General features: G+C 69.5%; 23 protein-coding genes. 10 read left to right on the top strand and 13 right to left on the bottom strand.

Going from position 1 to position 26,049, the window contains the following annotated elements:
* Positions 1 to 115 precede the first annotated feature (115 nt).
* Both AOZ06_RS37855 and AOZ06_RS57095 read left to right on the top strand, forming a co-directional pair.
* Complete coding sequence (locus AOZ06_RS37855; RefSeq protein ID WP_083472192.1) at positions 116 to 1,717, top strand: ABC-F family ATP-binding cassette domain-containing protein; 1,602 nt, start codon at positions 116 to 118, stop codon at positions 1,715 to 1,717.
* Positions 1,718 to 1,831: 114 nt separating this feature from the next.
* The gene (locus AOZ06_RS57095) at positions 1,832 to 2,230 is read left to right on the top strand and encodes a hypothetical protein (protein WP_157233471.1); all 399 of its coding nucleotides are present in this window, start codon (positions 1,832 to 1,834) and stop codon (positions 2,228 to 2,230) included.
* Positions 2,231 to 2,668: 438 nt separating this feature from the next.
* Here AOZ06_RS57095 and AOZ06_RS37850 read toward each other — a convergent pair whose 3' ends face one another.
* Positions 2,669 to 4,333: a DUF885 domain-containing protein gene (locus AOZ06_RS37850; protein ID WP_335338312.1), complete on the bottom strand. Its 1,665-nt coding sequence runs from the start codon at positions 4,331 to 4,333 to the stop codon at positions 2,669 to 2,671.
* 93 nt (positions 4,334 to 4,426) lie between these two features.
* Between AOZ06_RS37850 and AOZ06_RS37845 the strand changes: the two genes are divergently transcribed.
* A complete protein-coding gene (locus AOZ06_RS37845) occupies positions 4,427 to 7,714 on the top strand; it encodes an AfsR/SARP family transcriptional regulator (RefSeq protein ID WP_054293767.1) in 3,288 nt (1,095 codons plus the stop codon).
* Positions 7,715 to 7,718: 4 nt separating this feature from the next.
* Here AOZ06_RS37845 and AOZ06_RS37840 read toward each other — a convergent pair whose 3' ends face one another.
* A complete protein-coding gene (locus AOZ06_RS37840; protein ID WP_054293766.1) occupies positions 7,719 to 8,801 on the bottom strand; it encodes a SagB/ThcOx family dehydrogenase in 1,083 nt (360 codons plus the stop codon).
* A 289-nt stretch (positions 8,802 to 9,090) separates the two neighbouring features.
* On the opposite strand from AOZ06_RS37840, the gene AOZ06_RS37835 reads away from it, so the two are divergent.
* Complete coding sequence (locus tag AOZ06_RS37835; RefSeq protein ID WP_054297218.1) at positions 9,091 to 10,113, top strand: alpha/beta hydrolase; 1,023 nt, start codon at positions 9,091 to 9,093, stop codon at positions 10,111 to 10,113.
* Between the two features lie 47 nt (positions 10,114 to 10,160).
* Positions 10,161 to 10,643 (top strand): GNAT family N-acetyltransferase, encoded by a 483-nt coding sequence (locus AOZ06_RS37830; RefSeq protein WP_236951873.1) that lies wholly within the window; start codon positions 10,161 to 10,163, stop codon positions 10,641 to 10,643.
* Here AOZ06_RS37830 and AOZ06_RS37825 read toward each other — a convergent pair.
* On the bottom strand, positions 10,600 to 11,778 hold the full coding sequence (locus tag AOZ06_RS37825; RefSeq protein WP_054297217.1) for a Cmx/CmrA family chloramphenicol efflux MFS transporter: 1,179 nt from the start codon (positions 11,776 to 11,778) through the stop codon (positions 10,600 to 10,602). The genes AOZ06_RS37830 and AOZ06_RS37825 overlap by 44 nt on opposite strands.
* A gap of 249 nt (positions 11,779 to 12,027) precedes the next feature.
* Here AOZ06_RS37825 and AOZ06_RS37820 point away from each other — a divergent pair, with 249 nt between their 5' ends.
* Positions 12,028 to 12,414 (top strand): SRPBCC family protein, encoded by a 387-nt coding sequence (locus tag AOZ06_RS37820; RefSeq protein ID WP_054293764.1) that lies wholly within the window; start codon positions 12,028 to 12,030, stop codon positions 12,412 to 12,414.
* Positions 12,415 to 12,418: 4 nt separating this feature from the next.
* Here AOZ06_RS37820 and AOZ06_RS37815 read toward each other — a convergent pair whose 3' ends face one another.
* The 9 genes from AOZ06_RS37815 to AOZ06_RS37775 all read right to left on the bottom strand — a co-directional run bounded on the left by AOZ06_RS37815 (position 12,419) and on the right by AOZ06_RS37775 (position 20,887).
* On the bottom strand, positions 12,419 to 13,768 hold the full coding sequence (locus tag AOZ06_RS37815; protein ID WP_054293763.1) for a DUF6297 family protein: 1,350 nt from the start codon (positions 13,766 to 13,768) through the stop codon (positions 12,419 to 12,421).
* Positions 13,768 to 14,391: an ABC transporter ATP-binding protein gene (locus AOZ06_RS37810; protein WP_157233470.1), complete on the bottom strand. Its 624-nt coding sequence runs from the start codon at positions 14,389 to 14,391 to the stop codon at positions 13,768 to 13,770. The genes AOZ06_RS37815 and AOZ06_RS37810 overlap by 1 nt, the downstream gene beginning before the upstream one ends.
* Before the next feature lie 45 nt (positions 14,392 to 14,436).
* On the bottom strand, positions 14,437 to 14,766 hold the full coding sequence (locus AOZ06_RS37805; RefSeq protein WP_157233469.1) for a hypothetical protein: 330 nt from the start codon (positions 14,764 to 14,766) through the stop codon (positions 14,437 to 14,439).
* A 65-nt stretch (positions 14,767 to 14,831) separates the two neighbouring features.
* A complete protein-coding gene (locus AOZ06_RS37800) occupies positions 14,832 to 15,815 on the bottom strand; it encodes a glycine betaine ABC transporter substrate-binding protein (protein ID WP_054293761.1) in 984 nt (327 codons plus the stop codon).
* A complete protein-coding gene (locus tag AOZ06_RS37795) occupies positions 15,812 to 16,582 on the bottom strand; it encodes an ABC transporter permease (protein ID WP_054293760.1) in 771 nt (256 codons plus the stop codon). The genes AOZ06_RS37800 and AOZ06_RS37795 overlap by 4 nt, the downstream gene beginning before the upstream one ends.
* Complete coding sequence (locus AOZ06_RS37790; RefSeq protein WP_054293759.1) at positions 16,579 to 17,676, bottom strand: ABC transporter ATP-binding protein; 1,098 nt, start codon at positions 17,674 to 17,676, stop codon at positions 16,579 to 16,581. Before AOZ06_RS37790 ends, AOZ06_RS37795 begins: the two co-directional genes overlap by 4 nt.
* Positions 17,666 to 18,316, bottom strand: coding sequence for an ABC transporter permease (locus AOZ06_RS37785; RefSeq protein WP_054293758.1), 651 nt, complete (start codon positions 18,314 to 18,316; stop codon positions 17,666 to 17,668). The genes AOZ06_RS37790 and AOZ06_RS37785 overlap by 11 nt, the downstream gene beginning before the upstream one ends.
* Positions 18,317 to 18,439: 123 nt before the next feature.
* The gene (locus AOZ06_RS37780) at positions 18,440 to 19,576 is read right to left on the bottom strand and encodes a DUF6670 family protein (RefSeq protein ID WP_054293757.1); all 1,137 of its coding nucleotides are present in this window, start codon (positions 19,574 to 19,576) and stop codon (positions 18,440 to 18,442) included.
* 18 nt (positions 19,577 to 19,594) lie between these two features.
* Positions 19,595 to 20,887, bottom strand: a complete 1,293-nt coding sequence (locus tag AOZ06_RS37775) for an NADH:flavin oxidoreductase/NADH oxidase family protein (protein WP_054293756.1) — start codon at positions 20,885 to 20,887, stop codon at positions 19,595 to 19,597.
* Between the two features lie 92 nt (positions 20,888 to 20,979).
* On the opposite strand from AOZ06_RS37775, the gene AOZ06_RS37770 reads away from it, so the two are divergent.
* Entirely contained in the window at positions 20,980 to 21,576 is a 597-nt protein-coding gene (locus tag AOZ06_RS37770) for a TetR/AcrR family transcriptional regulator (RefSeq protein WP_218921847.1), read from the top strand.
* A 30-nt stretch (positions 21,577 to 21,606) separates the two neighbouring features.
* Positions 21,607 to 23,169, top strand: a complete 1,563-nt coding sequence (locus AOZ06_RS37765) for a serine/threonine-protein kinase (protein ID WP_054293755.1) — start codon at positions 21,607 to 21,609, stop codon at positions 23,167 to 23,169.
* Positions 23,170 to 23,217: 48 nt separating this feature from the next.
* Here the strand turns inward: AOZ06_RS37765 and AOZ06_RS37760 are convergent, their stop codons facing one another.
* Positions 23,218 to 24,360 (bottom strand): hypothetical protein, encoded by a 1,143-nt coding sequence (locus AOZ06_RS37760; RefSeq protein ID WP_157233468.1) that lies wholly within the window; start codon positions 24,358 to 24,360, stop codon positions 23,218 to 23,220.
* Positions 24,361 to 24,457: 97 nt separating this feature from the next.
* Between AOZ06_RS37760 and AOZ06_RS37755 the strand changes: the two genes are divergently transcribed.
* Both AOZ06_RS37755 and AOZ06_RS37750 read left to right on the top strand, forming a co-directional pair.
* The gene (locus tag AOZ06_RS37755; protein WP_054293753.1) at positions 24,458 to 24,682 is read left to right on the top strand and encodes a hypothetical protein; all 225 of its coding nucleotides are present in this window, start codon (positions 24,458 to 24,460) and stop codon (positions 24,680 to 24,682) included.
* Positions 24,683 to 24,859: 177 nt separating this feature from the next.
* Positions 24,860 to 26,047, top strand: coding sequence for an LLM class flavin-dependent oxidoreductase (locus AOZ06_RS37750; RefSeq protein ID WP_054293752.1), 1,188 nt, complete (start codon positions 24,860 to 24,862; stop codon positions 26,045 to 26,047).
* Positions 26,048 to 26,049 lie beyond the last annotated feature (2 nt).

The raw sequence follows: 26,049 nt of genomic DNA, 5'->3' as shown, positions 1-26,049 counted from the left end.
TCGGACGTGATGCAAACACCCATGTACCTCTGAGGGACGACGCCTCCACCGGTGCCGCGGACCGCGGTGCCGTCTTCGTCCTACTCATGCATCACCTCTAGCTGGAGGCATTTCCATGTCATCCCCTGTTGCGCTGGCCCCTGCCCGCGCGGCGCACGTCCGCGCGTCCGGCGTCCACCTCTCCTACGGCGGGCGGCCCGTGCTCGCCGGGGTCGACCTCGTGGCCGCCGCGGGCGACCGGGTCGCGATCGTCGGTGAGAACGGCCGCGGCAAGACCACCTTGCTGCGCGTGCTCGCCGGTCAGCTGCCCGTCGACCAAGGCGAGGTCCACCACGCGGGTTCGATCGGCGTTGCCGATCAGCAGATCCCGCTGGCGGCCACGGACACCGTCGGCGACCTGATCGACCTCGAACTGGCCGCCGTACGCACCGCGTTGGCCGACTTGGACCGTGCGACCGAAGCCCTCACCGAAGGCACGCCCGGCGCCGACGACGCCTACGCCGACGCGCTCACGGTGGCCGAAGCGCTCGACGCGTGGGACGCGGACCGACGAGTCGAGATCTCCCTGGCCGCGCTCGGCGCAGTCGACGACCGCGACCGTCCACTCGGCACACTCTCGGTAGGACAACGACACCGCGTGCGGCTGGCATGCCTGCTTGGCGCAAGGCATTCCATCCTGCTGCTCGACGAACCGACGAACCACCTCGACGCGGGCGGCCTCGACCACCTCACCGAGCAACTACGCGCGCACGCGGGTGTGGTCGTCATCGTCACGCACGACCGCGCGTTGCTCGCGGACGTGGCCACGACGGTGATCGACCTCGACCCGTCCAGCGACAGTAGGCCACGGGTGTACGGCGGTGGCTACGCCGCGTACGTCGACGGCCGCCGTGCCGAACGTGCCCGCTGGGAAGCGTTGCACACCGAGCAGGTCACCGAGCGGCAGCGGCTGGCGGACGACCTGTCAGCGGCGCAGAACCGCCTGAAGGACGGTTGGCGCCCGGCCAAGGGAACCGGCAAACACACGCGGGCGACCCGCGCACCCGGCCTCGTGCGTGCTGTGCACCGAAGGCAGGAGGACCTGGAGGCAGCTGTCGTGGCGGTCCCGCCGCCACCAACCCGGTTCGCCATGCCGGAACTGCCGGAGTACCGAGGCGCGACGTTGCTGCGAGCCGAGGACGTGACCGTACCCGGACGACTGGATCGCCCGGTGACCCTCGCGTTGGACTCGGGAGACCGGTTGGTCGTCACCGGACCGAACGGCGCGGGAAAGTCAACGCTGCTGTCGGTGCTGGCAGGCCTCATCGAACCGGCGACGGGCACGGTCAGGCGCGCCAAGCCGGTCCGAGTCGGACGCCTGGGCCAGGAATCCGACACACCACCCCGCCGTACAGCACGCCAGCTGTACGAGGAGGTGGTGGCCCGGTCGGGGCTACCCGCGCCCGGCCTCGGCGAACTCGGGTTGTCGGACCGCAACGACACACACCGCCCGCTGGGAGAGCTGTCAGTCGGTGCCCGGCGAAGGGTGGACCTGGCGCTCGTGTTGGTCAGCCAGCCGCACGTGCTACTGCTCGACGAGCCGACCAACCACCTGTCCGCCGCACTGGTCGACGAACTGACAGCAGCACTCGGCACGACCCCTGCCGCGGTCGTGCTCGCCACGCACGACCGGCAACTGTTGCGGGACACCAGTTCCTGGCCACAGCTGACCCTGTGAACCGGTGCTGGGGGGACGCCGTATTCCCGGCGTCCCCCAGCGAACACGACTGTCCGTCGCCCAGCGCGCCAGCTGGGCCTGGATGGCGCCGGTGGTGACGTCGGGTTCGTCTGTGTGGGCGAGGTCGAGGTCCGTGAGGATGCTGAGGGCTGCTGTCCAATGGTGGCGGGTGGTTTCGCCGAGGGCGTGGTGCGCGTGGGCGAGACCGTCGCGGGCGCGGGCTTGGCTGCTGGGCTGTCCCAGTTCGGGGGCCAGTTCGAGTGCGGTGTGATGGTGGACAAGCGCGTCGTGGTGATGGCCGGTGGCGTGCTGGACTCGGCCGATGCCTTGGTGTGCCTCGACTTGGGACGCCTGGTCGCCGGTTCGCAGCGCGATGGTCAACGCCTGCTGGGACAACGCGTTCCGCAGCGCCTGGCTCGATGTCCGCGAACGCCCGGCGGATGCGCGAGACGTACGTGCGCAACGCCGCGACGGCCGTGTCCGGCAGCCGGTCGTCCCGCACCGCCTCGGTGAGGCGTTCGTGGGACACGCTGCGATTGGCCTGCAGAAGCAGCGCGACAAGCAGGTAAGTCGGTTGCCGCTGAGCCGCATGGGCCCGCGCTCGCCGTGGACCTCCAGCGGCCCAGTATGTGGAACTGCACCGACACCTTCGCCGGATACGGTGTTCGGCCCTCCTCGGCAGGACCGGCCCGAGCCGATCCGGCGGGCTGGTCCCGACCGGGCACGGTATCGGGGCGCGGGTGAAACTCGTGAGTGGTCGCCGGGGGAGGTGACGACCACTCACGAGCGGTTGTGGCTGTCCGGTGGGACCACCCCCAGCGGTCCCACCGGACATCTCATTCCTCGCCGGCGTTGGCTTCTGCTGCTGCCTTCCCTTGTCGCCCTGGCAGCGTCCTCATCGTCTCCCGCGCCGTGTACCACCCGCGTACCGGTCGCGTACTGACGCCGATCTCACGTGGACTTCGTCCAGTCGGCCACGACGTCGGCCAGCACCGGCATGGGCAGCGTGCCGCCGCTGAGCAGGGTGTCGTGGAAGGTGCGGATGTCGAACTTGTCGCCGAGCGTGTCCTGTGCGGCCGTCCTGATCCGCGTGATCTCCATCCGGCCGACCATGTACGCCAGCGCCTGACCGGGCAGCGCGATGTACCTGTCGACCTCGGCTTCGATCTCCACTTCCGGCATGGCCGTGTTCGCGGTCATGTACTCCACAGCCCGCGCCCGGCTCCAGCCCCCCGAGTGCAGACCGGTGTCCACGACCAGGCGGACCGCGCGCATCGCGTCGAGCACGAGCATCCCGATCCTGGACAGCTCGTCGGAGTACAGGCCCATCTCGTCGGCCAGCCGCTCGGCGTACAGTCCCCAGCCCTCGACGTACGCGGTGCTCAGCGGCAACCTGCGCAGCATCGGCAGGTCCCGCAGGCCCTGTGCCCTGGTGACTTGCAGGTGGTGGCCGGGTACGGCCTCGTGGAACGCCATCGTCTCCGCGAAGTGGCGGTACCGCTCGGTGGGGCGGCTGATGTTCGTCGAGTACGTCCCCGGCCGTTTGCCGTCCGGCGAGGGCATCAGGTACGTCGCCGACGGGATCGCTGCTTCCTGGGCCGGGGCCACGGCCTCGACGACACACCGTTGCTCCGGCACGACCGAGAACCAGTTCGGCGCCTGCGACTCCGCCTTCTGGATCGCTGTCCTGGCCGCGTCGAGGATCTCCTGCCCGTCACGCCACCTCAGCGTCTCGTCGGCGCGCAGCCGGTGGAAGATCCCGGCGACGTCACTGCTGCCGAACAGCCGCGCCCCGCACTGCGCGATCTCCGCACGCAGGTCCGCCACCAGGCGTTCGCCGGTGCGGTGCAGCACGTCCGGGGAGTGGCTGCTGTCGGTGTGCACCCTGATCAGGCTCGCGTAGATCGACTCCCCGCCGGTGATCCAGCACAGGCCCGGCTGGTCGTCGTCGCGGGCGCTCGGCGTGAGCTCGGTGAGGGCGGTGCGGTACTTGGCGAGCGCGGGCCGGATCTCCGTTTCCAGCATCCGCAGGCCCTGGTCGGCGTACCGTTCCATGCCCTCGTGGCGGATCGGGTCAAGCAGCGGGTCGTCCGCGCCGAGCGCCACCGTCCGGTCCAACTGGACTATCGCGCCCCGCACGAGCCGCGTGACCGGAAGGCGTCCGGCCACCGCGCCGCCGACGTGCCGGCTCGCCGCCGTCGCCAGGTAGCCACTGAACTGGGACAGCCGGCTCAGGTACGCGTCGGCTTGGTCCCCGTCGGCGATCGGGACGCGTGGCAGGTAGTGGAGCACGTGCGCGGCGGGGCTGACGAAGTGGTTGGTGACCGTGTACTCGACGGCCCGCGAGTCGATCCTGTGCACGACCGCCTCGGCCTGTTCCTGGACAACGGCCCTGGTCACGCGGTCGACCGAGGTCAGCGCCTCGTCGTCGAGCTCCCGTGCGCGTATCGCGACGGCGGTGGCCCTCGCCCGCAGTCTGCTCTCGCCCTCCTCGGTCAGGTCGGCGAGCACGCGGTCGGTGTCCCTGAGGCCGTACATCGTCGCGAGAAGCGGATCCTCGTCGGCGATGATCGCCATCAGATCGTCCGCGAGCGTCTCGACCAGGTTCCCGGGCACTGAACCAGCTCACCCGATCCCGCGTACTTCTCGCGTACTCCCGACTAGGATCGTCGGTACGTCGCTGGACCCGAGACTCCGACGGGGGCGTGGATGGTGGAAGACAACGACTTCCGCCTGTTGGGAACCTTGGATGTGACGGTGGCGGGCCGGACAGTCACGGTCCCCGCCGGAAAACAGCAGGTGGTACTGGCGGGCCTGCTGCTGCGTGGCAACCAGGTCGTGCGCGTCAGCGAGCTGGTCGACTGGCTGTGGGACGACGAGACGCCCGACAACGCGGCGTCGACCGCGCAGGCCTACGTCCGCAGGCTGCGGCAGACGCTGCGGGCCAAGGACCTGATCGCCACGATGCCGCACGGGTACCGGATCAACGTCGGGCCCGACCAGCTCGACCTGTCCCGGTTCCGCGCACTGGTCGGCCGGGCCGACCAGGCCGGTGACCCGGCCGACCGCGCCGAGCTGATCACCAGCGCCCTCGCCCAGTGGCACGGCCCCGCGCTCGCCGACATCCCGGCGTGCTCGTTCCGGGAACGCGAGGTGCAGCGGCTGACCGAGGAGCACCTGCGGGCGACCGAGATGCGCGTCGACTGCGACCTCTCGCTCGGCAGGCACGCGGAGCTGCTGCCCGAGCTGCGCAACCTGACCGCGCAGTACCCGTTCCGGGAACGGGTGCGCGGCCAGTTGATGCTCGCGCTGTACCGCTCGGGTCGTCAGGTCGAGGCGCTGGCCAGCTACCAGGAGGTGCGTGCCACCCTCGCCGACGAGGTCGGCGTCGACCCCGGCGAAGAGCTGCAGCGGCTGCACCAGCGGATCCTCACCAACGACCCCGCGCTGTCGCTGAGGCCCGCGCCGCAACCGGCGACAGCGGACCCGTCCGCGATCCAGCAGCCCGCGCACCGCCCGGTGCCCCGGCAGCTTCCCGCGGGCCTGCGCGACTTCGTCGGACGCGACGAGGCGTACGACCAGATCATCGACCTGCTGTCCGGTGACGGCGAGGTCGGTGCCCCGGTGGTGGCGATCTCCGGGCAGCCCGGCGTCGGCAAGACCGCGCTGGCCGTGCAGGCCGCACACCAGCTGCGGGACCAGTTCCCCGACGGTCAGCTGTTCGTAGACCTGCTCGGCAACGCGCTGGACCGCGAGCTGACGCCGGAGCAGGTGCTCGGCCGGTTCCTGCAGGCGTTCGGGCTGAGACCCGACCAGCTCCCCGACGACCGCAACGAGCTGGTCGGCGCATACCGGACGGTGCTGGCCGACCGGCGAGTCCTGGTGGTGCTGGACAACGCCGTCAGCGCCGGGCAGGTGCGCAGCCTGCTGCCGAGCATGCCGGGCTCCGCCGCGCTGATCACGAGCCGCAAGACACTGCGCGGCCTGGCCGCGCTCGGCGGGGCGAAGCTGGTCAACCTGGACGTCCTCGCGCCGGAGAAGTCGGTCGAGCTGCTGCACACCATCATCGGGGAGGACCTCGCCCAGCCCGATCCCGGTGCGGTGGCGGAGATCGCGCGGCTGTGCGGTCACCTGCCGCTGGCGCTGCGCATCGCGGGCGCGAACCTGCTGCTGCGTGACGACGACTCGATGCAGGAGTACGTCACCGACCTGCGGCACGGCAACCGGTTGACCGCGCTGGAGATCGAGGACGATCCCGGTGCGGCGGTGCGTGCGGTGTTCGACCTGTCCTACCTGACGCTCAAACCGGAGGCCGCCGGGCTGTTCCGGCTGCTGAGCCTGGTGCCGGGGCCGGATTTCTCCCGGCACGCGGTCAGGGTGATGGCGCGGCTGCCCGACGACCGCACCGACAAGCTGCTCGCCGAGCTGGCCACCGCGAGCCTGATCCAGCGGATCGCGCCGCACCGCTTCCGGTTCCACGACCTGCTTCGGCTCTACAGCCAGGAACGCTGCCAGATCGAGGAAAGCCCGGACGAGTCGGGCGCGGCCCGTGCCCGGCTGTTCGCTTTCTACGTGCGACGGCTGGACGCGATCGCCGACGTGCTCTACGGCACGTGGATCCGGTTGCCCCGCACGCAACTGGAGGAGTCGCTGCCCAGCCCGGCCTTCGCCGACGCGGACGCGGCCGTCGAGTGGATGGACCAGGAAGGCCCCAACATCATCGCCGCGATCCTGCACGCGGCGGGCCACGGCCCCGCGCACACCGCGTGGCACCTGGTCGAGTCGTTGCGCGCGTACCTGGTGACCCGTGGCCGCTACCGGGCCGAAGGGCTCGTGGCCGCCCGAGCGGCGCTGCACGCCGCGAAGGCCGCGCGTGAACACCAGGCCGAAGCGGCGATGCACCACGTCATCGCCTCCATCTACTTCCGCGTCCAGGAATTCGGGAAGGCGACCGACCACCTGGTGGCCGAGCTGGACGCCTACACCAGGGCGGGTGCGCACGACGGACGTGCGCGGGCGATGATCAGCATCGGTACGATGCACCAGGCCGACGGCAAACTCGCCGCCGCCGCCGACCAGGTCGAGCAAGGCGTCCGGCTGGCCGGGGAACACGGTTTCGACAGCGTCCGGCTCTACGGGCTGATCAACCTCAGTGTGATCGAGGAGCAGCGCGGTCGTCTCGACCGGGCCGAGCAGTACGCGCACGACGCGTTGGCGTTGCTGGCGTCGAGCCCGAACCCGTCGATCGAGGGCACGCCGCGGGTGAGCCTCGGCCACATCCTGGTCCACCAGGGCCGGTACGAGGAAGCGATCGTCCAGTACACCAAGGGTTTGGCGTGTTACCGCGAATCGGGCACACGGCACTACGAGGCCGACACGCTGCGCGGGCTGGCGGACGCCAACCGGCTGGCGGGTGCGCACGAAACCGCGCTGGCGCACGCGAACGAGTCGATGGCACTGGCCGAGCAGTCCGGCGTGGAACAGGACCAGGTGGCTGCGCTGGTCACGCTTTCCGCCACGCACCAGGGAATGGGGCACGCGGACGAAGCGGCGGCCTGTGCGCGCAAGGCCCTTGAGACAGCGCGCCGGCTGTCCTACTTGCCCGGTGAGATCTCCGCGCTGCTGCGGCTGGCGTCCCAGAGCCGCGAGCGCGGGAACATGACCACCGCCAGGGACTACGCCACCCGGGCGGCGGAGCTGAGCAGGAGCGGCGAGCTGCTGAGATACGAGAGCCGCGCGGAGAAGCTCCTCGCCTGGCTCGCGTACGACGTGGGGGACATGTCCACCGCGCGTGACCACGCCGAGAAGGCACTGGCCATCAACCGCGCCGCCGGCGCGCATTTCGGGCAGGCACAGGCGTTGCACATCCTCGGACTGGCGTGGGACGGGGTCGGGGACCGCGCCACGGCACGAGCCTGCTGGGAGGAAGCCCTGGCCTGCATCGGCGGGCTGGAGATCCCGAACGCGGAGGAACTCCGGCGGCTGCTCGCGGCCTGAACGGTCAGACCTTGGTGCCGATCACGGCACAGCCCATCACCACTTCGTCGTTCGGTTCGACACCGAGCAGCTGCTCCACCAGTTCGTCGCGCATCGCGGACGTGAACGTCACACCGAGGCCGAGCGCGGTGGCGAGCAGGTACACCGTCTGGCTGACATGGCCCACGTCCATGTGCAGCAACCGGTACGTGCGCGGCGCGTGGTACCGCCACATGCTTCGTTCCAGGACTGACGTGAAGAAGACGATCATCCCGGCCGTACCCGCCCACTGCTGGTCACCGGCGATCGCGCCGAGGTCGTCGTCGGTGCGTGTCCCGCCGATGTGTTCCAGCGTGTGCGCGGTGGGGTTGTAGTGGTACGTCCCCGGCTCGACACCTTCGACGGCCCGTGCGTAGACATAGACCTCAGTCGGGTGGCGCCCGCCGCCGGACGGCGACGTCTTGAACACGGTCTGTGTTCGTTCGTCGATGGCGACAATACCGGCGGAAATCTGCAGCAATGCCCCGGCTGACGCCAGCGGAATCGGCGTTTCGGCGAATTTCCGGTCGCTGCGCCGCTGGTAGAGCACGTCGACAAGATCACGTTCCTGCCACGTCGCCTCTGCTCGGTCCGGCAATGCGACGATCCGGGCGCCGACATTGGCGAAGGTGTGATGTGCGCGCGGCGCGGGCCCCTGCTTGAGGTTTTCCTCGAGCAATACGCGGTAGTCGTCATCGGTGTTGAACTCGCCGTCGGCGAGGATGCGGGTGGCAAAGTGGAACGCCGGTGCCAATCGGCCCCACGGCCGCCATGCCACGTCTGCCGCCGCCTCGAACCGGTGCCGCTGCGACCCCTCGGCGACGAGAATGTCATGAGCCAGAAAGACCCCGGCAACCCGGCGGTAACGGGCGATTTGGGCAGGCTCACCAGGAATGTCCGATATGGACTCCAGTGGCTTCCAGTCGTGGAACCAGCGCAGCACCGCCTCGGTGCCGTCGACCAGTGCGAACTGTCTGTGTGCGACAGTGTCGTCCCAGATCAGCTTTCCCGATCGCCAGTAGGAAATGCCGCACGAGGACACTCTGACCCGTGCGGCATCGTCACTCATCGGCTTGCCCGCGGGTTTCTCAGTCCTGCGGGCGTGGAACCCACGCGAGATGCTTCGGATTCGATCCATAGGCGTCGAGCAGTTCCTCGAAAACCTCTTCGGCGTCCTCGTATTCCTCGTTCATGACCACCCCAGTCTCGAACTCCACGGCCGTCGGCTTTCTGTCTTTGCAGCCGTGTTCCCAGTGCTGCCGACTCTACCGAATCCGGCGTTCGTGTGACAGGTGTTCTCCGCACACCGGAACAGCGGTCACCGGTCGTGGTTGGCGGGGCGTGCTTCACTGATCCACATGCTGCCCTGGGAAGCTGAACTCGCCGGCCGGCTCGACCGGCACACTTTCGACTCCGCGCTCCTGCGCGACAACCATCTCGGTGATCCGCACCAACGGCCACTGTGGGTGTACACGCCACCCGGCTACGACGACAGCGCCGAGCGTTATCCGTCCGTCTACGTGATCCAGGGCTACACCGGCCACCTCTCGATGTGGGCCAACCGGACCGCGTTCCGCCAGCCGTTCCTGGAGACCGCCGACGCCGTGTTCGCCGGCGGCGCGCCCGGCTGCGTGGTGGTCTACGTGGACGCGTGGACCAGGTACGGCGGCTCCCAGTTCGTCGATTCGCCTGGCACAGGCCGGTATCACTCGTACATCTGCGACGAGGTCGTGCCGTGGGTGGACGCGCACTACCGGACCATTGCCGGCCGCGACTCGCGTGCGATCACAGGCAAGTCCTCCGGCGGGTTCGGGGCGATGATCACGCCGATGCTGCGGCCGGACGTCTTCGGCGCGCTGGCCACGCACGCCGGGGACGCGCTGTACGAGTTCTCGTACAGCGCCGACATCGCCGGGGCGGTGCGCGCCCTGCGCGCCTACGACCAGGACATCATGGCGTTCTGGGCCGACTTCCAGTCGCGTCCGTCGTTCACCAAACCCGGCGACGACAACCTGATGGAGATGCTGTGCCTCTCGGCGTGCTTCTCCGCCCGGGAGGACGGTACGCCCGAGTTGCCGTTCGACCCGAAGACGGGTGTGCTCAGGCCGGAGCAGTGGCAGCGGTGGCTGGACTGGGACCCGGTGCGCATGGTGCCCAGGTACGCCGACGCGGTCCGGTCGCTCAACTGGGTGTGGATCGACGCGGGCACGCGTGACGAGTGGTACCTCGACCTGGGGGCTGAGGCGTACCGTGCCGGACTGCTCGACGTGGGCGTGCCGGCCGAGCGGATTCGTTTCGAGCTGTTCGACGCCGGTCACGGCGCTATCGACTACCGGTATCCGCTGTCGCTGGCGTGGCTGGCTGAGCGGCTGGCGCGCTGACGTCGAATTCAGGTGAGATCGGCGCCGGACTGCGGTTTACTCCCCGGGTGCCTGACGTGACCTTGACCCCGCTTGACGAGGAAAGCCTGGTCCGGCTGCTGGTGGCGGCTGTCGCGGACGCCGATCCGTTGGAAGTCATGCCCCCGGTCGACGGCCCGGACGGCTGGACGGACCGGCGGCGGGACGCGTTCCTCGCGTTCCACCGCCACCGCACACTCGACCCGGCGACCGCCGTCGAACGGACCTGGGTGATCGACGTCGACGGTGCCGCGGCGGGCGCGGCCCGGCTGGAGCGGCACGGCGACGACGTCGAAGCCGGGATCTGGCTCGGCCGGACCCGCCGTGGCCAAGGCGTCGGCAAGCGTGTCATGCAGCTGTTGCTCGACGCGGCGAAGCAAGGCGGTGCCGCCCGATTCGTCGCGTCGACAACAGCGGACAACCACAGCGCACGCAGCCTGCTCGACGGCCTGGGCGCTGCGATGACCGTCAACCAAGACGAGGTGTTCGCCGCGCTTCCGTTGTCCGGCTGAACGCGTACGCCGTCGCGCCGATCATCAGCGCGGCGGCGACGAGGACCGCGCTGACCACCAGCGGCGCGCGGTCCCCGCCCAGCCCCATGGCGAACGCCACGCCGCCGAGCGCAGGGCCCGCAGCGGCACCGACGTTGAACGCTGCCGTGGCGAATCCGCCCGCCAGCGTCGGCGCGTCCGTCGCCGCGTAGAGCACCTGGGTGATCAAAGTGGACCCCACGCCGAACGACAACGTTCCCTGTACGAAAACAAGCGCCAGTGTCGCAACGGGATTGGCCGCGAGGAACACGAACGCGAGCCATCCCACCAACAACGCCGACGTGCCGACGACCAGCAGCGGCACGGGGCGGGTGTCCGACAGCATGCCACCTACTGTGACGCCGACGAACGAACCGATACCGAACAACGCCAGCACAGCGGGCACCCAACCGGCGCCGAGCCCGGTCGCGCCTGTGATCACCGGAGCGAGATAGGTGAACGTGCAGAAGGTCGCGCCGTTCACCAACGCCCCCAACACAAGCGTGACGACCAGGCGGGGCGTGCGCAGCGAGCGCAGTTCGTGACGGGCGCTGGGAGCGGCCGGGTTCACCGGTGCCGCGGGCACAGCACGCAGGATCGCGAGCAGCGCGGGCAGGGAAACCGCCGCCACGGCCCAGAACGCCGACCGCCACCCCCAGAATCCACTCAGGACAGCTCCGAGCGGGACGCCCGCGATGCAGGCCAGCGTGATCCCGCTCAGCAACACCGACGTGGCCCGCCCTTTGCCGTGTGGTCCGGCGAGACCGGCGGCGGTCGCGAGCCCGACCGCCAGGAAACCCGCGTTGGCCAGTGCGGCGATCACCCTTGTCACGAACAGGACCTCGAAGCTCGTGGTGACGGCACCGACCACGTGCACCACGAGAAACGCGGTCAGGAAGGCCAGCAACGCCCCGCGCCGGGGCCACCGCAGGCTCAGCATCGCCACCAGCGGCGCGCCGACGACCATCCCCACGGCGAACGCGGACGTCAGCGACCCCACAGCGGGGATGGAAACGCGCAGGTCAGCGACGATGTCGTGGACAAGGCCGGACAGCATGAACTCGGAGGTCCCCTGGGCGAACACGGCCAGCCCGAGGACGTAGACAGCGAAAGGCATGAACAGCTCCACAGCAGCATCGCGGATCGATGAGAGCGCGCCACGAGAAGGGCGCGGAAAGTTCGCCTGGCGAAGAGAGGTGCCCAGGCGGAAACCCGTGGATGCGGTGGTCCGGTACGCCACCGGACTACCGGTGGCTAGCTTCTGTCAGCCTCAGGGGTGGACACGCCCGGCACGTTAGCAAGCCCCGTGACGACGTGTCCAACGGCTTCCCGTGTAAGCGCCGCAGTTGTGGGTACACCAAAACCCATGACTGCCTATCACCGCACACGGACGCTGCTCGCCGGTGAGGACCGTGTGTTCGAATACCTCGCTGACGTGCACAACCTGCCGAAGTACTTCGACCAGATGACACACGCCAAGCCGCTGGGCGACGACAAAGTGGCTGTCGAGGCCGAGGTGGACGGCGAGAAGGAACGCGGCAAGGCGTGGTTCCGGGTGGACCGCACAGCGCGGCGGATCCAGTGGGGCTCGGAATCCAGTCCCTACGCCGGTGCCCTCGACGTCACAGCGGACCAGGACCGGACCGTTGTGGACATCGAGCTGCACACCGAGCACACCGCCGGCGACGAGATCGAGCAGGCGATGGACGCCACGCTGGACCACATCCAGCAGCAGGTGGAAGGCAAGGCCTGACGCCTCACAGGTACAGCTGGACCGCGGCCGCGAACAGCAGCAGCAACGGGCCGCGCAGCAGCTGGCGGACCGTGTTCGGCTGGAACAAGCCGAACGGCGTGTCCACGGCACCACCGGAGTAGTCGAACGACGGCTGAGAAGCACGCCGGTACACGAACGCCACCGCACCGATCGGCACGACCGCTGAGGCGAGCGCGAACCCGGAAGCGGGACTCGTCGCAGCTGTCCACAGCAGAGCCATCACGGCCGGCGCCACGAGATGGGCCAGGCGCAGCCCGGCGTCACTGCCGCCGAGAGACCGGCGCATCGCGGCCGAACGGCAGATGTGCCGCAGCCCGGCGGCGAACGGACTGACCGCGATCGCGCACGCCACCAGTTGCACGGTCGGCACGAACGTCTCCGGCAGCAGCCGTTGCGCCGCGTACGGCGTCAGCAACAGACCCAGCCACACCGAGAACGCGGTCCTGTTACGGGAAATCCTGCGGATGTCGGCGTACACCATCGCCCGGTGGCGGACTCCGCGCAGGGCCCGGCTGGACACCTTGCCGATCGACCGCCACTTGCGTGCCGACACCATCCCGGCGAACAGGGAGACGTCCATCCAGTTCACCGCGACCCTGCTGGCCGCGAGGATCTCCGCGCCACCGGCCAACGCGGCCCGGTCCAGCGTGCCGAGCGCGCGGTACGCCAGTACGATCCCGACGATCGGCGGCACGGCGGCACCAGCTGTCAGCAGCGGGAGGTCGAGGACCGGGGGAGTGACGAACACAGCCGCGGCAGCCACCAGCGCGCCCACCACGACCAGCACAGTGGACAGACGCTGGCCGCTGCGCGCCTTCTGTTGCAGCAGAACGCACACCGCGACCACACCGGCCGCCATCCCGGCGCAGACCGCCGTGCTCAGCAGTTTGCCCGTCAGGTCGGCCTTGAGCAGCGCGGAGGCCGCCAGACCGGGCAGGCCACCCGCGACCGCGCCGATCGCGGCGAGCCACCAGAACCGGCGGCCGAGCAACGATCTCCTGTTCAGCGGCGTTGACAGCAGCCAGAACTGGAACGGCCCACTGGCCACCACCGGGCCGAACACCAGCAACGCGCGCACCAGCAGACCGAGCCCGAGTACCGCGCAGCCGACGAACAGCCACTGCGCGACCGGCAGGTTGGGCGGCGCCGGGCCGATCGGCGGCGCGTCGATCATCCGCCGCACGGCCTGCACGAGGATACCGCCGTAGATCAGGAAGCCGAGGATGACCAGGTACATGGTGTCGTTGCGTTCCCTGCGGGCCTGCGCCGGGCGTGACCGCAGCCGGGCCGCCCGGATCTCCGCCCTGATGCCGCGGACCGTGACCGTCGTCATCAGCCCAGCTCGATCCGGGTGTCCGCGACCGCGTCGACCAGTTGCTGGTCGTGCGAGGCCAGCAGGATCGCGCAACCCTCGGCCTTCTCGTCCCGCAGCTTCTCCGCCAGCCACGCCCGGCCCGCCACGTCCAGCCGCTGTTCCGGCTCGTCGAGCACGAGCAGCTTGCGCGGCCGCACCAGGCACGCGCCCAGCGTGAACCGCCTGCGCTGACCGCTGGACAAGGTGATCGGCAACTGGTCCTGCTGCGCGACGAGATCCAGGTCGGACAGCACCTCGGCCACCACGTCACCGGGCTCGCTCACGCCGTGCGCACGGGCCAGCAGTTCCAGGTGCTCGACCACGGACAGTTCGGGGAAGAAGTCGGCGTCGTCCAACGCGCACGCCAGCGCGGCGCGCACCCGCGGGTCGCTTTCCACCAGCCGGTCACCGTCGAAGCGGACTTCGCCGTCGTCGGCGATGTCCGCGCCGACGACGCAGCGCAGCAAGGTGGTCTTGCCGGACCCGTTCGGGCCGACCAGCGCCGCGGCCCGTCCACTGTGGAGATCGAACGACACGGCGTCGAGCACGGTGACGTGGTGGAACCGGCGGGTGAGCCCTTGGACTTCGAGCAGAGGTCGCACCCCGCCAACCGTACCGTTGACAGGGTGTTCGCCTCCGGCTTCAGATCACTCCGCCGGGTCGGGTGTCCGCTCCTGCGCGGCCATCGGCCCACCGGCCTGGTCGGCGCTCTGCCCGCGCCCGGCGGCCTCCTGTTCGATCTCCTCGTCCAGCGGAGTCCGGCTCTCGCCGGACGACTCCGGTTCCTCCTCGTCGAGCCGTTCGCCGAAGGGCCGGGGGTGGGACTGCTCGTACGGTGTCATGCCGTACTTGTCCGCGCCGGACCAGTGCTCAGGCGGGTCCATCCCGGCTTCCAGCGGGTCGGCTTGCAGGCGGTCCTCGTCGAGCTCCTCGGAGACGTCCTCCCGCGGAGCCGGCGCGTCGTGTTCCGAAGACACCGGTGGTTCCTCTCGTTCGTCCTCGCCCACCGGGTTCCCGATCTCCCGGCCGGTAACCGCCGGCCTCACCCCGCCGCGACGAACCCCTCACGGGCCAGCCAGTCGCGGGCCACCACGGCCGGGTCCTTGCCGTCGACGTCGACCTCGGCGTTGAGCTTGCGCATGGTGTCGTTGTCCAGCTTGGCCACCACCGGCGCCAGCACCTTCGCCACCTGCGGGTGGGCTTCGTCGAAGTCCTTGCGCACCACCGGTGCCGCGTTGTACTGCGGGAAGAACTTCTTGTCGTCCTCGAGCACCACGAGGTTCAGCGCCAGGATCCGGCCGTCGGTGGTGAACACCTCGCCGAAGTTGCAGTTGCCGCTTGAGGTGGCCGTGTAGATCGTGCCGGTGCCGAAGATCTTCACCTGGACCGACCGCGAGTCGAACCCGTAAGCCTTCGCCACACCGGGAAAGCCGTCGCTGCGGCTGACGAATTCGGTCTCCAGGCAGAAAACGCCCTTCGCCGGGTCCTTCCCGATCAGCTCGACCATGTCGCTCGTGGTCTTGAGGTTGTTGGTACGAGCGAAATCGGCGGTGACCGCGAAGGCGTAGGTGTTGTTCACCTTCGAGTACGGCAGCCAGACCAGGCCGTTCTTGGCCAGATCGGCGTCCCGGACGGCTTCGTACTGCGCGTTCTCCTCCGGGATCGGGTCGGTGTGCCCCAGGTAGGAGATCCAGCCCGTCCCGGTGTAGTCCCACGACACGTCGATGTCACCGCTCAGCAGCGCCTGCCGGGAGCTGTTGGAGCCCTGGATGTTGGTCATGTCGCGGATCTCCGCGCCCGCGGCGGTCAGCACCACCTCGGTGATGTAGCCGAGGATGATGTTCTCGGTGAAGTCCTTCGAGCCGACCGCGATGTCCACACCGGACAGCTCGGGGACCGGCCTGACCGAGCCGGGGCCGACCTCGAACGGCAGGGCGTAGGTCGTTTCGAGCCCGCACCCGGTCAGCAGTCCGGCACTCGTCGTCAACGCCGTCAGCAACGCCGCCAGACGTGTCCGCGTCCTCACCGGATCCCCTTCGGTCCGAGGTACTGCTCGGCGACCGTGCCGAGCCAGTCCACCAGCAGGGCCAGCGCCACGGCCAGCACCGAGCCGGTGATCAGCACGGTGACGCGTGAGAGCTTGTACCCGGTGTCGATCAGCAGTCCGAGCCCGCCGCCGTTGACGAACACGGCGAGCGTGGCCACACCGACCGCGTGCACGAGAGCTGTCCGCAGTCCCGCGAGGATCAGCGGCACGGCCAGTGGGATCTCGATGCGGCGCAGCACGGAGAACGCGGACATCCCGATCCCCCTGCCCGCGTCGACCAGCGCCGGGTCGATCTGCTGCAGGCCGACCATCGTGTTGCGCAGCACGGGAAGAAGTGTGTAGAAGGTGATCGGCAGCGCCGCGGCCCACAGCCCTTCCCAGCCGGACACCAGGAAGAACAGCACGAGGATGCCGATCGCCGGTGAGGCCTGCCCGATCGTGGCGATCGCCAGGAACACCGGCGCGGCGCGCCTGGCCCACCGCCTGGTCAGCACGATTCCCAGCGGTACCGCGATGATCAGCACCAGCGCCGTCACCACGACACTGATCACGAGGTGGTCCCACACCGCGTCGAGCAGCACGGGAGCGTTGATGCTCTGCTTCTCGATCGCGTCGAGGTTCTGCGAGAAGGCCCAGACGAGCACGGCGACGACGAGCACGACCACCACGATCGGCTGCGCGAACATGCGCACGCCCGACGCCCGTTTGGTCTCCGTCTGTTTCGTTTCGACCGCGACGCTGGTCATACGGCCTCCCGCAGTTCACGGATCACTGCCATCACGGTGTCGATCTCGACCAGGCCGGCGAACTCGCCGCGGGCACCGGTCACGACCGCGTTGCCGCCCTCGGTGAGGATGGCCTCCAGCGCGTCCTGCAGCGTCGACTCGGCCGCCACCATGTCCCGGATGGGACGGCGCACCTTGGGTTCCCGCACGTGCACCCAGGCCACCGGTCGGCGCCGCGCGTCGAGCACCAGCCCGTAGCTCCTGCCCGCATCGGTCAGCCGCCGCTTGATCTCCTGTGGATCGTCCTGAGTGGACACTATGACGTCCGGCTGCACCAGTTCGACGTCACGGACCCGCCGCAGCGTCAGCTGTTTGAGCGAGGCGCCCGCGCCGACGAACCCGGCGACCGTGTCGTCGGCCGGGCTGGCCAGGATCGCCTCGGGCGTGTCGTACTGCAGGATCCTGGACTGCTCACCGAGCACGGCGATCCGGTCGCCGAGCTTGACCGCCTCGTCGAAGTCGTGCGTGACGAACACGATCGTCTTGCGCAGCTCGCCCTGCAGCCGCATCAGCTCGTCCTGGAGGTTGCCCCTCGTGATCGGGTCGACCGCGCCGAACGGCTCGTCCATCAGCAGCACGGGCGGGTCCGCGGCGAGCGCGCGGGCCACGCCGACGCGCTGCTGCTGACCACCGGAGAGCTGGCGCGGGAACCGGTCGTGGAACTCCGCCGGGTCGAGGCCGACGGTGTCGAGCATCTCCTCGACGCGGGCGGTGATCTTCTTGCGGTCCCAGCCGAGCAGGCCGGGCACGACCCCGATGTTCTGCGCCACGGTCATGTGCGGGAACAGCCCGGCCTGCTGGATGGCGTACCCGATGGTGCGCCGCAGCTTGTCGGGGTCCAGAGTGGACGTGTCCTCGCCGCCGATGGTGATCGTGCCGGACGTCGGCTCGATCAGCCGGTTGATCATCCGCATGGTGGTGGTCTTGCCGCACCCGGACGGCCCGACGAACACGACGATCTCGCCAGCGGGAATGGTCATGCTGAAGTTGTCGACAGCGGGTGCACGGCGGCCGTAGCGCTTGGTCACCTCGGTCAACTGGATCTCACTGGCCACGGATGCCCCTCGATGTCGTGTAACGGCCGATCAGCACGAAGATGCCGTCGAGTACCAGCGCGAGCAGCACGATGCCCACGGTGCCCGCGATCGCCTGGTTGGTGGCGTTGGCGCTGCCCGCCCGGACGAGCCCGGCGAAGATCTCCACCCCGAGGCCCGGACCCCTGGCGTACGCGGCGATCGCGGCGATACCCATCAGCATCTGCGTGGACACGCGCATCCCGGCGAGGATCGCGGGCCACGCCAGCCGCAGTTCGACGCGGGTCAGCACGCCGACCCGGTTCATCCCGATACCCCGCGCCGCGTCGGTGATCGCACCGTCCACACCGGCGAGGCCGACGATGGTGTTGCGCACGATCGGGAGCAGTCCATAGAGGACCAGCGCGGCGACCGTCGGCGGCGCGCCGAGCCCGAGGATCGGGATCAGCAGGCCCAGCAGGGCGAACGACGGAATGGTGAGGATGGCGCTTGTCAGTGCGGTGGCGACGGCGGAGCCGATCGGGCTGCGGTACACCGCGATGCCGACGCCGACGCCGATCACCGCGGCCAGAACCGTGCACTGGACCACCGCGCTGACGTGCAGCAATGACTCGCTGAGCAGCCTGCTCCAGCGGTCATGGACGAAATCCCAGAAGTTCACGGCCCTCCCCGGCGGAATCGAAGACGCGAAAAGATACCCGTCGCGTTCCGATTCAAACATCAAATTCCGGGCGGTGCCGGAAACGCTCCCACGCCGCCCGGAATCAGATGTCGCCGACCGTGATCAAAGACCTACGTAGCGGTATCGCTCCGATTGGGTCGCACTCGCCTCGATGAACTCGATATAGCCACGCCCAGCGATCGGTTTACCCGATCGGGTGCCCTGGTAGTGGTAGCCGCCGAGGTATCCGCGGCCGAGGCCGTAATGCACCTGCGTGTCCAGGGTCGCGGTCAGCTCGAACAGCTGTCTGCCGTGGGCGCCGGGGATCAGGGCCTGGAACGTCTCCGGCAGGTACGTTTCCCTTCCGTCCGGCGCGACCTGCGGATCCGCCTGGTACGTCAGCACCTTGAAATCGACGCCGCCGTACCGGGTCGAGCCTTTGCCCGCCTCACGCAGCCACGCCGAGGACACCACTTCGTAACCGCCCTGGGCCGACATCTGCACGAACTGCAGCTGGGTGTCCGCGTCGAGGTTGATGACGTGCCACGTGAAGAAGTCGATCGGGAGTTTCAACGGCAACGGCCGGTCCCGCAGCACGTGCGGCGTCCTGCCCGTCGCGTATTCGAGGCTGCACAAGCCGGCGATCGGCGTGATCTCGCCGTCCTGCGTGATCATCCCGGTGTACCGCGCCAGCATCCCCAGGTGGGTGTACAAATAGCTGCGCGCGTAGTTGCTGTGCTCGCCGGTCGCCACGATGTCCAGGTCCAGCGCGAAACCGGGGCGCCTGCTGTGCAGCCGGAATTCCGGGTACAGCCCGGTGATCAGCAGATCGGCGCCCCAGCGCAGCACGCTGCCGTCCGGCGCCAGCTCGCATTCGAGCGGGATCGAGTACGTGGTGAACGACTCGTGTGTGCTCGCCGCCGTGCCCAGTGCCAGTGTGGCTGTCTTACGTGGACTGTCGCGGACGGCGAAGTCGTTGTCGTGGCACTGGAAGCCGGAGGCGCCCTGCATGGTCGTGCAGCCGAGGAACAGGTGCGGCGCGGGCAGTTCCGGGATCACCACGTTGTAGTGCGAGATGCCCCAGCCGCGGCCGCGTGGCGGGAAGATCGCCGGTCGTGGCAACGGTTTGTCGTCGCGGTGGGCACCGAACAGGTGCGGAATGGCTTTGCGCCACAGGTTGGCCTTGAACCGGCTGGCTCTGAACCGGCCGGGGTGCTCGCGGACGGGTGCCGTCGCCGGGGGCGGCGTTCGCTCGGACATCGTTTCCTCCCTGAGCTCTCAGCCTGTTCGGGTGGACGCCCCGCGGGCAACGAAGTCGGGGCGTGGTGCGGCGTCGCCGCGCTGCCGGGTGATCGAGTGGATTCCGCCTGCCAGCGCGTAGTTGACGATGCCGCGTACCGGGTGCCGTCCGGGTTTCGGTTCGTGGCCCCGGCCGAGCCGCCACATCTGGTCGGTGTACCACACCGTCTCGGCCATGCCGTCCAGCTGCCTGATCCCGGTCCGTTTCGGGCTGATCGCGCTCGCCTCGCCCCGGCCGGAGAGCAACTGGCTGGGCAGCAACGGTTCCATCACCATCGGGCGGCCGAGTCCGACCAGGTCGATCGCGCCGCCGTCCAGTGCCTCGTTCATCCCGGCGAGGGTGCGGAAACCACCGGTGAGCATCAGCGGCATCGTCGCCACCGCGCGTGCTTTCTCGGCGAATTCGAGGAAGTACGCCTCACGGGCGCGGGTGCTGGCTTTCCTCTTCTCCGGGTTGCCGAGCACCACCGCCGGTGTCTCGTATGTGCCGCCGGAGATCTCCAGCAGGTCGAGCCCGGGTTCGCCGAGCGCCGCGATGACGTCGAGCGACTCGTCCTCGGTGAAACCGCCGCGCTGGAAGTCGGCCGAGTTGAGCTTGACCGACAAGGGAGTCCGCGCCCCGATCTCGGCACGGACCGCGGTCACGACCGCCAGCAGGAACCGCCGCCGGTTCTCCGGCGTGCCGCCCCAGCGGTCGGTGCGCAGGTTGGTCCGCGGCGAAAGGAACTGGCTGATCAGGTAGCCGTGCGCGCCGTGGATCTGGACCCCGGTGAAACCGGCCCGCATCATGATCCCGGCGGTCGTGGCGAACTTGCCGACCAGGTCCTCGATCTCGGCAGCCCGCAGCTCACGCGGCTTGGCGAACGCCCCGCCGACACCGCGCATCGGCACGGCGGACGGCGCGACCGGGCGCCGGGCGATGTGCCTGGGCACCTGCCTGCCCGGGTGGTTGATCTGCGCCCAGACCTGGGCGCCGCCCGCTCGTGCCACGTCCGACCACTCGCTGAGCCTGCCGAGGTCCCTGTCGTCGACGACGGCGACGTTGTGCGGCTCGGCGATCGCGGTGCGGTCCACCATGACGTTGCCGGTGACCAGCAGGCCCGCGCCGGAGTGCGCCCAGCGGCCGTACAGCCTGTACAGCTCGTCGCTCGGCGCGTGCGTCCTGGTGCCCAACTGCTCGCTCAACGCCGCCTTGACCAGCCGGTTCGGCAGAACCGTGCCGCACGGCAGCGTCAACGGGGCCGCGATGCCTACGGGTGTGCTCGGGGACATGGCGCTCCCTTGCTCCATGATCGACTATGACACTCGTAATAGAGGTCTCATGTTGTAATATGACGAGTGACATAGCAAGGTGCATCCCCCGGGTGGAGGACTTCGCGGTGGCGGCGGACAGCAGGGCACGGATGATCCACAGCGCCGTGCGGCTGCTGCGTGAGCGCGGCTACAGCGGGATGGGCTTCCGCGAGGTCGTCAAGCACAGCGGCGCCCCGCGCGGCTCGATCTACCACCACTTCCCCGGCGGCAAGGCCCAGCTGGGCGTGGAGGCGATCGGCGAGTTCGGCACGTTCGTGCGCGACGTGATCGTGGCCGTCGCCGCCGCCCACCCCGGCGACCCGGTCGGCGCGCTGCGCGCGTTCATCGGCGCGTGGCGCCAGATCGTCGAAGCCGAGAACTACCACGCCGGCTGCCCCGTGGTCGCGGTCGGGATCGAGGAGCACGAGGACGCGCCCCAGCTGATGGAAGCGGTCGTGGCCGCGTTCGACCAGTGGCGCACGGCGCTGGCCGAGCTGCTCACCAGCGCGGGCGTGCCCGAGAGCAGAGCCACGACCATGGCCACCACCGCGATCGCGGCCACCGAAGGCGCGGTCATCATGTGCCGCGCCCGGCGTGACATGCGCCCGCTGGACGAGGTGGCCGCGGAACTGGAACTGGGCCTGCGTTCCGCGCTGAATCCGCCATGACGCCCGCCGATCTGCGTACGCTGTGACGCTGTGGCAGCGGGGCATCTCGTCGGTAACCGATACCGGCTGATTTCGGAACTGGGCGCCGGGGGATTCGGGCGGGTCTGGAAGGCGCACGACGAGACGCTGAACGTCTACGTCGCGGTCAAGGAGTTACGGCTGCCGCGCGCCTCGTCCCCGGCCGAACAGGCGGAAAGAACGACCCGGGCCGCCCGCGAGGCCCGCAACGCCGCCGCGCTGCGCGACCACCCCAACATCGTCGCGGTGCACGACGTGGTCATCCACGACGACAGCCCGTGGATCGTGATGCGGCTGGTCGACGGCCACTCGATCGACGAGATGATCGCCTCGGGCGGCCCGCTGCCCGCGGACACCGTCACCAAGATCGCGATCGCGCTGCTGGAGGCGCTGGAAGCCGCGCACCGGATCGGCATCGTGCACCGGGACGTCAAGCCGGGCAACGTGATGGTGGCCAGGACCGGTGAGGTCCTGCTGGCCGACTTCGGCATCGCGGTCCAGGTGGCCGACACGGCACTGACCGCGACAGGCGTGTTCGTCGGCGCGCTGGAGTACGTCGCACCGGAGCGGCTGCGCGGCAACGACAACACCGCCGCGGGTGACCTGTTCTCCCTCGGCGCGACCCTGTACCACGCGATCGAGGGCACGTCGCCGTTCCGGCGGGACGACCAGATCGCCACCCTCGGCGCCGTGCTCGTCGACGAGGTCGGCCCGCCGGAGCTCGCCCCGCCGAGGCTCGCGGCCGTGATCACCCGCCTGCTGGCCAAGGACCCGGCACGCCGTCCCACCGTGCGCCAGGCGCTGGCGATGCTCACCGGTCAGGTCGCCACGTCCGAGCTGCCGATCAGCGCGGACCGCGCGGAACTGCTGACCCGGGCGGCCGGGGCGATGAAGGCCGAACTGGCCCGCCGCATCGGGCAGCTGGCCGCCGACCACGGCATCAGGTTCGCGGCCCCGCCGGCCCCGCGGACCACGAGCACCACGGTGATGAAGCCGCGCGAACCACGCAGCCCCACCGCACGGGTGCAGGACGTGCGCCCGAGCCGGCCGCTGGCGTGGCGGAGGACAACCGGGCTGGTGCTCCTGACCGCGCTGTTCGGGCTCGGGGTGGTCGGGTTGAGCGCCCGCGACTGGAGTCCGGAAGAGGTCTGGTCGTCCTTGCGGGACGCGCTCGTCGCGCTGGGCGGCGACCCCGAGTTCGGGATCTTCGTCGTCATCTCCGCGGTCGCCGCGTTCTTCCTGGCGATGACCTACGGCATCGGCGGTGCGGTGCGGATCGGCAGAGCGGTGGCACCGGCCGGGAGAGCGGCGGTGGTCTTCGCCCGGATCGTCTTCGGTCCCGGCGGGTTCGCACTCGGGGCGGTCATGTTCTACTCCACCGTCGCGGGTGGGGTGGATCTGTTGCTGGGCGGGAGAGATCCCTACGGGGCGCCGTCGGCGTACGAGTACCCGAATCAGTCGATGGAGCCGGGCGTCGCCGCGTGGGTCGTGCTCGGCGTCGTGATCGTCGTCCAGGTCACCGCCCAGATCTGGCTGTCGGCCAAGCCGCCGAGGCAGGCCATGACAGCCTCCTAGCTACCCGCCCACCCAGCTGCGACGCGGTCGAGCCCACAGTGCGATCTTCTAGCCCGCCACGAGGTCCCAGGGCTTGCCGCCCACGTTGCTGATCGCGACGATCAGCCGTCCGGACACGTGCGCCGACAGACCAGTGCCGTCCGACCGGTGAGCCGGACGCAGCCGCGTGTTGAGCCGCGTCGCCGCTTCCTGCGGCAGCGGCCGTTCCAGAATGCCGAGCAGGAAAGACCCGGAAGGCGCACCGAGCAGGTCGAGCGGCGCCCAGTCGCCGCGCACGGGCTCGTCGCCGATCTTGATCGACGGATCGGGCGCGGTCACGTACAGCTGGTCGGCGATGTCGTCGACCCGCTGGCTGATCCTCGTGGTCAGCTCACGCGGTGAGCCGCGGTCGAAATCCCGGCTGGAACCCCGGCGGGTGGCCGCGGGCGGTGCCTCGGCTGGCTTGCCGGGGGAGTCGAGCTGGTCCTGGTCGAACAGGTCGGTCTGGGTCGCGGCGGGTGACGGCAGCGGCTGGCCGATCGGCCCGGTCATCCCCGGCAACCGCCCGGACCGGGTGAACAGGTCGACCGTCGTGCCGAGACCGGTGGCGTACGCCCAAGTCGTGGCCACCGGGTGCGTGCCATGGTGATGCGACCACGGCAGCAGGCTGTTGAGCCGCTCGCGTTGCTGCGTGGTCACGCGCGTCGGCGGCGCCTCGGACCGTCCCCGCGCCTCCCCGGCGAGGGTCAGGCCGGGCATGTCGAACAGCAGATCCGGGCGCGTCTTGGTGGCACTGAGGTGACCGGCCAGCGCGGTCGGCAACGTGCCCAGTTCAGCGACGCTCCCGGACGACGCCCGCCACTGGTACGCCGCCTGTATCGCGGCGGTGAGCATGCCGATGCCGATGGACTCGCTGACGAACCGGCGGATGTGCGCGGCGCTGGCGCGGAACACGTCGTCACGCAGCCGGATCGGGTAACCGGGGTCGTTGTCCAGGTAGCACAGCATCAACCGCAGCTCATGCTGTCGCGTCTCGTACCGGACCACCCCGCTCGCGGGCGCCGCGAGGGCGTTCACGCCGACGGCGTAGCTCAGGTCGACCGGCAGCTTCCGGTCCGCCGCGACCCGGTGCACACCGTCCACCTCGGGATGCGGGTCGGCGAACCCGGGCCGTTCGGTCCAGGCGAACTGCCGCAAGGTGATCCAACCCATCACCAGAGGTTAGTGGTTGCGACTGGAGGTTCGCTGTTCACCTGGTGGCGCTAGGGTTCTTCGGCAAACCGGTCCCCATCTGTGAAGGAGCACGACTGTGGCTGTTTCCGCTGATCTGGCGAAGCAACTGGACAAGGCCTACGAGGACAAGACCGTGGCCGAGGTGCTGGACTCGCCGGTCGCCGCGCTGGCGGGCGTCAGCGAAGGAGACGCGGAGAAACTGGCCGCCGCCTTCGGCATCAAGACCGTCCGTGACCTCGGCACCAACAAGTACTTCCGGCTCGCCGCGGCGCTGAACGACCTGGACGCCGCGGGCAAGTAAGCGGTTGCGCTGTGCCCCGGCGGGTGGTGCCCCGCCGGGGCACGGCCATGTCTGAGGCGTGGATCACGGTGACCGGCGCCGGGAATCAACCGGGGCGCGGCGTGGTTCAACTGCATGCAAATGCATATACTTCGCCCGACGGCCCTGCCGGACGGCGAGGACGCGCAAGGAGGAGCCATGCAGTTCGGAGTGTTCTCGGTCAGCGACATCACGCGCGACCCGGTGTCCGGCGAGACCCCGAGCGAGGCCGAGCGGATCGACGCGATCGTGCGGATCGCCAGGAAGACCGAGGAAGCCGGTCTCGACGTGTTCGCCATCGGCGAGCACCACAACCCGCCGTTCTTCTCGTCCTCGCCGACCACGCTGCTGTCGCACATCGCCGCGCTGACCGAGCGGCTGATCGTGACCACGTCCACCACGTTGATCACCACCAACGACCCGGTGCGCGTCGCGGAGGAGTACGCGATGCTGCAGCACCTGTCCAAGGGCCGGATGGACCTGATGCTCGGCCGCGGCAACACCGCGCCGGTCTACCCGTGGTTCGGCCAGGACATCCGGCACGGGCTGCCGTTGGCGCTGGAGAACTACAACCTGCTGCACCGGTTGTGGCGCGAGGACGTCGTCGACTGGGAAGGCAAGTTCCGCACGCCGTTGCAGGGCTTCACGTCCGTGCCGCGCCCGCTCGACGACGTGCCGCCGTTCGTGTGGCACGGCTCGATCCGCACGCCGGAGATCGCCGAGCAGGCCGCGTTCTACGGCAACGGGTACTTCGCCAACAACATCTTCTGGCCCAAGGAGCACTACATCCGGTTGATCGAGTTCTACCGGCAGCGCTACGCCCACTACGGCCACGGCACCGCCAAGCAGGCGATCGTCGGCCTCGGCGGGCACGTCTACCTGGCCAGGAACTCGCAGGACGCCAAGAAGGAGTTCCGGCCGTACTTCAACGCGGCCCCGGTCTACGGCAACGGCCCGGCCATGGAGGACTTCATGGAGATGACGCCGTTGTCGGTGGGCAGCCCGCAGGAAGTCATCGACAAGACGCTGACGTTCCGCGAGTACTTCGGCGACTACCAGCGGCAGCTGTTCCTGCTCGACCACGCGGGTCTCCCGCTCAAGACCGTGCTCGACCAGCTCGACCTGCTCGGCGAGGAGGTCGTTCCGGTGCTGCGCAAGGAACTCGAGGCCAAGCGTGACCCCGAGGTGGGGGACGCGCCGACGCACGCGAGCCTGGTGAAGGCCAAGTACGGCGACAACGCGCCGCGCCAGCCGCGCCCGAACGCCAACCGGGGCGACAACGTCACTGGTGCCTCGCCGTACCAGGACACCGACCCGGAACTCGAAGCCGGCTACCCGGCACTCTGAAG

It is taken from the genome of Kibdelosporangium phytohabitans (assembly GCF_001302585.1).
Taxonomy (GTDB): Bacteria; Actinomycetota; Actinomycetes; order Mycobacteriales; family Pseudonocardiaceae; genus Kibdelosporangium; species Kibdelosporangium phytohabitans.
This window is presented reverse-complemented; position numbering and strand designations above follow the sequence as displayed.

What these genes read in the sequence shown, in the direction of transcription:
- AOZ06_RS37840 (WP_054293766.1), bottom strand. Translation starts at nt 8,801, where the DNA reads ATGAGTGACGATGCCGCACGGGTCAGAGTGTCCTCGTGCGGCATTTCC.
- AOZ06_RS37795 (WP_054293760.1), bottom strand. Translation starts at nt 16,582, where the DNA reads ATGACCAGCGTCGCGGTCGAAACGAAACAGACGGAGACCAAACGGGCG.
- AOZ06_RS37845 (WP_054293767.1), top strand. Translation starts at nt 4,427, where the DNA reads ATGGTGGAAGACAACGACTTCCGCCTGTTGGGAACCTTGGATGTGACG.
- AOZ06_RS37775 (WP_054293756.1), bottom strand. Translation starts at nt 20,887, where the DNA reads ATGTCCCCGAGCACACCCGTAGGCATCGCGGCCCCGTTGACGCTGCCG.
- AOZ06_RS37780 (WP_054293757.1), bottom strand. Translation starts at nt 19,576, where the DNA reads ATGTCCGAGCGAACGCCGCCCCCGGCGACGGCACCCGTCCGCGAGCAC.
- AOZ06_RS37825 (WP_054297217.1), bottom strand. Translation starts at nt 11,778, where the DNA reads ATGCCTTTCGCTGTCTACGTCCTCGGGCTGGCCGTGTTCGCCCAGGGG.
- AOZ06_RS37760 (WP_157233468.1), bottom strand. Translation starts at nt 24,360, where the DNA reads ATGGGTTGGATCACCTTGCGGCAGTTCGCCTGGACCGAACGGCCCGGG.
- AOZ06_RS37815 (WP_054293763.1), bottom strand. Translation starts at nt 13,768, where the DNA reads ATGACGACGGTCACGGTCCGCGGCATCAGGGCGGAGATCCGGGCGGCC.
- AOZ06_RS37820 (WP_054293764.1), top strand. Translation starts at nt 12,028, where the DNA reads ATGACTGCCTATCACCGCACACGGACGCTGCTCGCCGGTGAGGACCGT.
- AOZ06_RS37835 (WP_054297218.1), top strand. Translation starts at nt 9,091, where the DNA reads ATGCTGCCCTGGGAAGCTGAACTCGCCGGCCGGCTCGACCGGCACACT.
- AOZ06_RS37750 (WP_054293752.1), top strand. Translation starts at nt 24,860, where the DNA reads ATGCAGTTCGGAGTGTTCTCGGTCAGCGACATCACGCGCGACCCGGTG.
- AOZ06_RS37855 (WP_083472192.1), top strand. Translation starts at nt 116, where the DNA reads ATGTCATCCCCTGTTGCGCTGGCCCCTGCCCGCGCGGCGCACGTCCGC.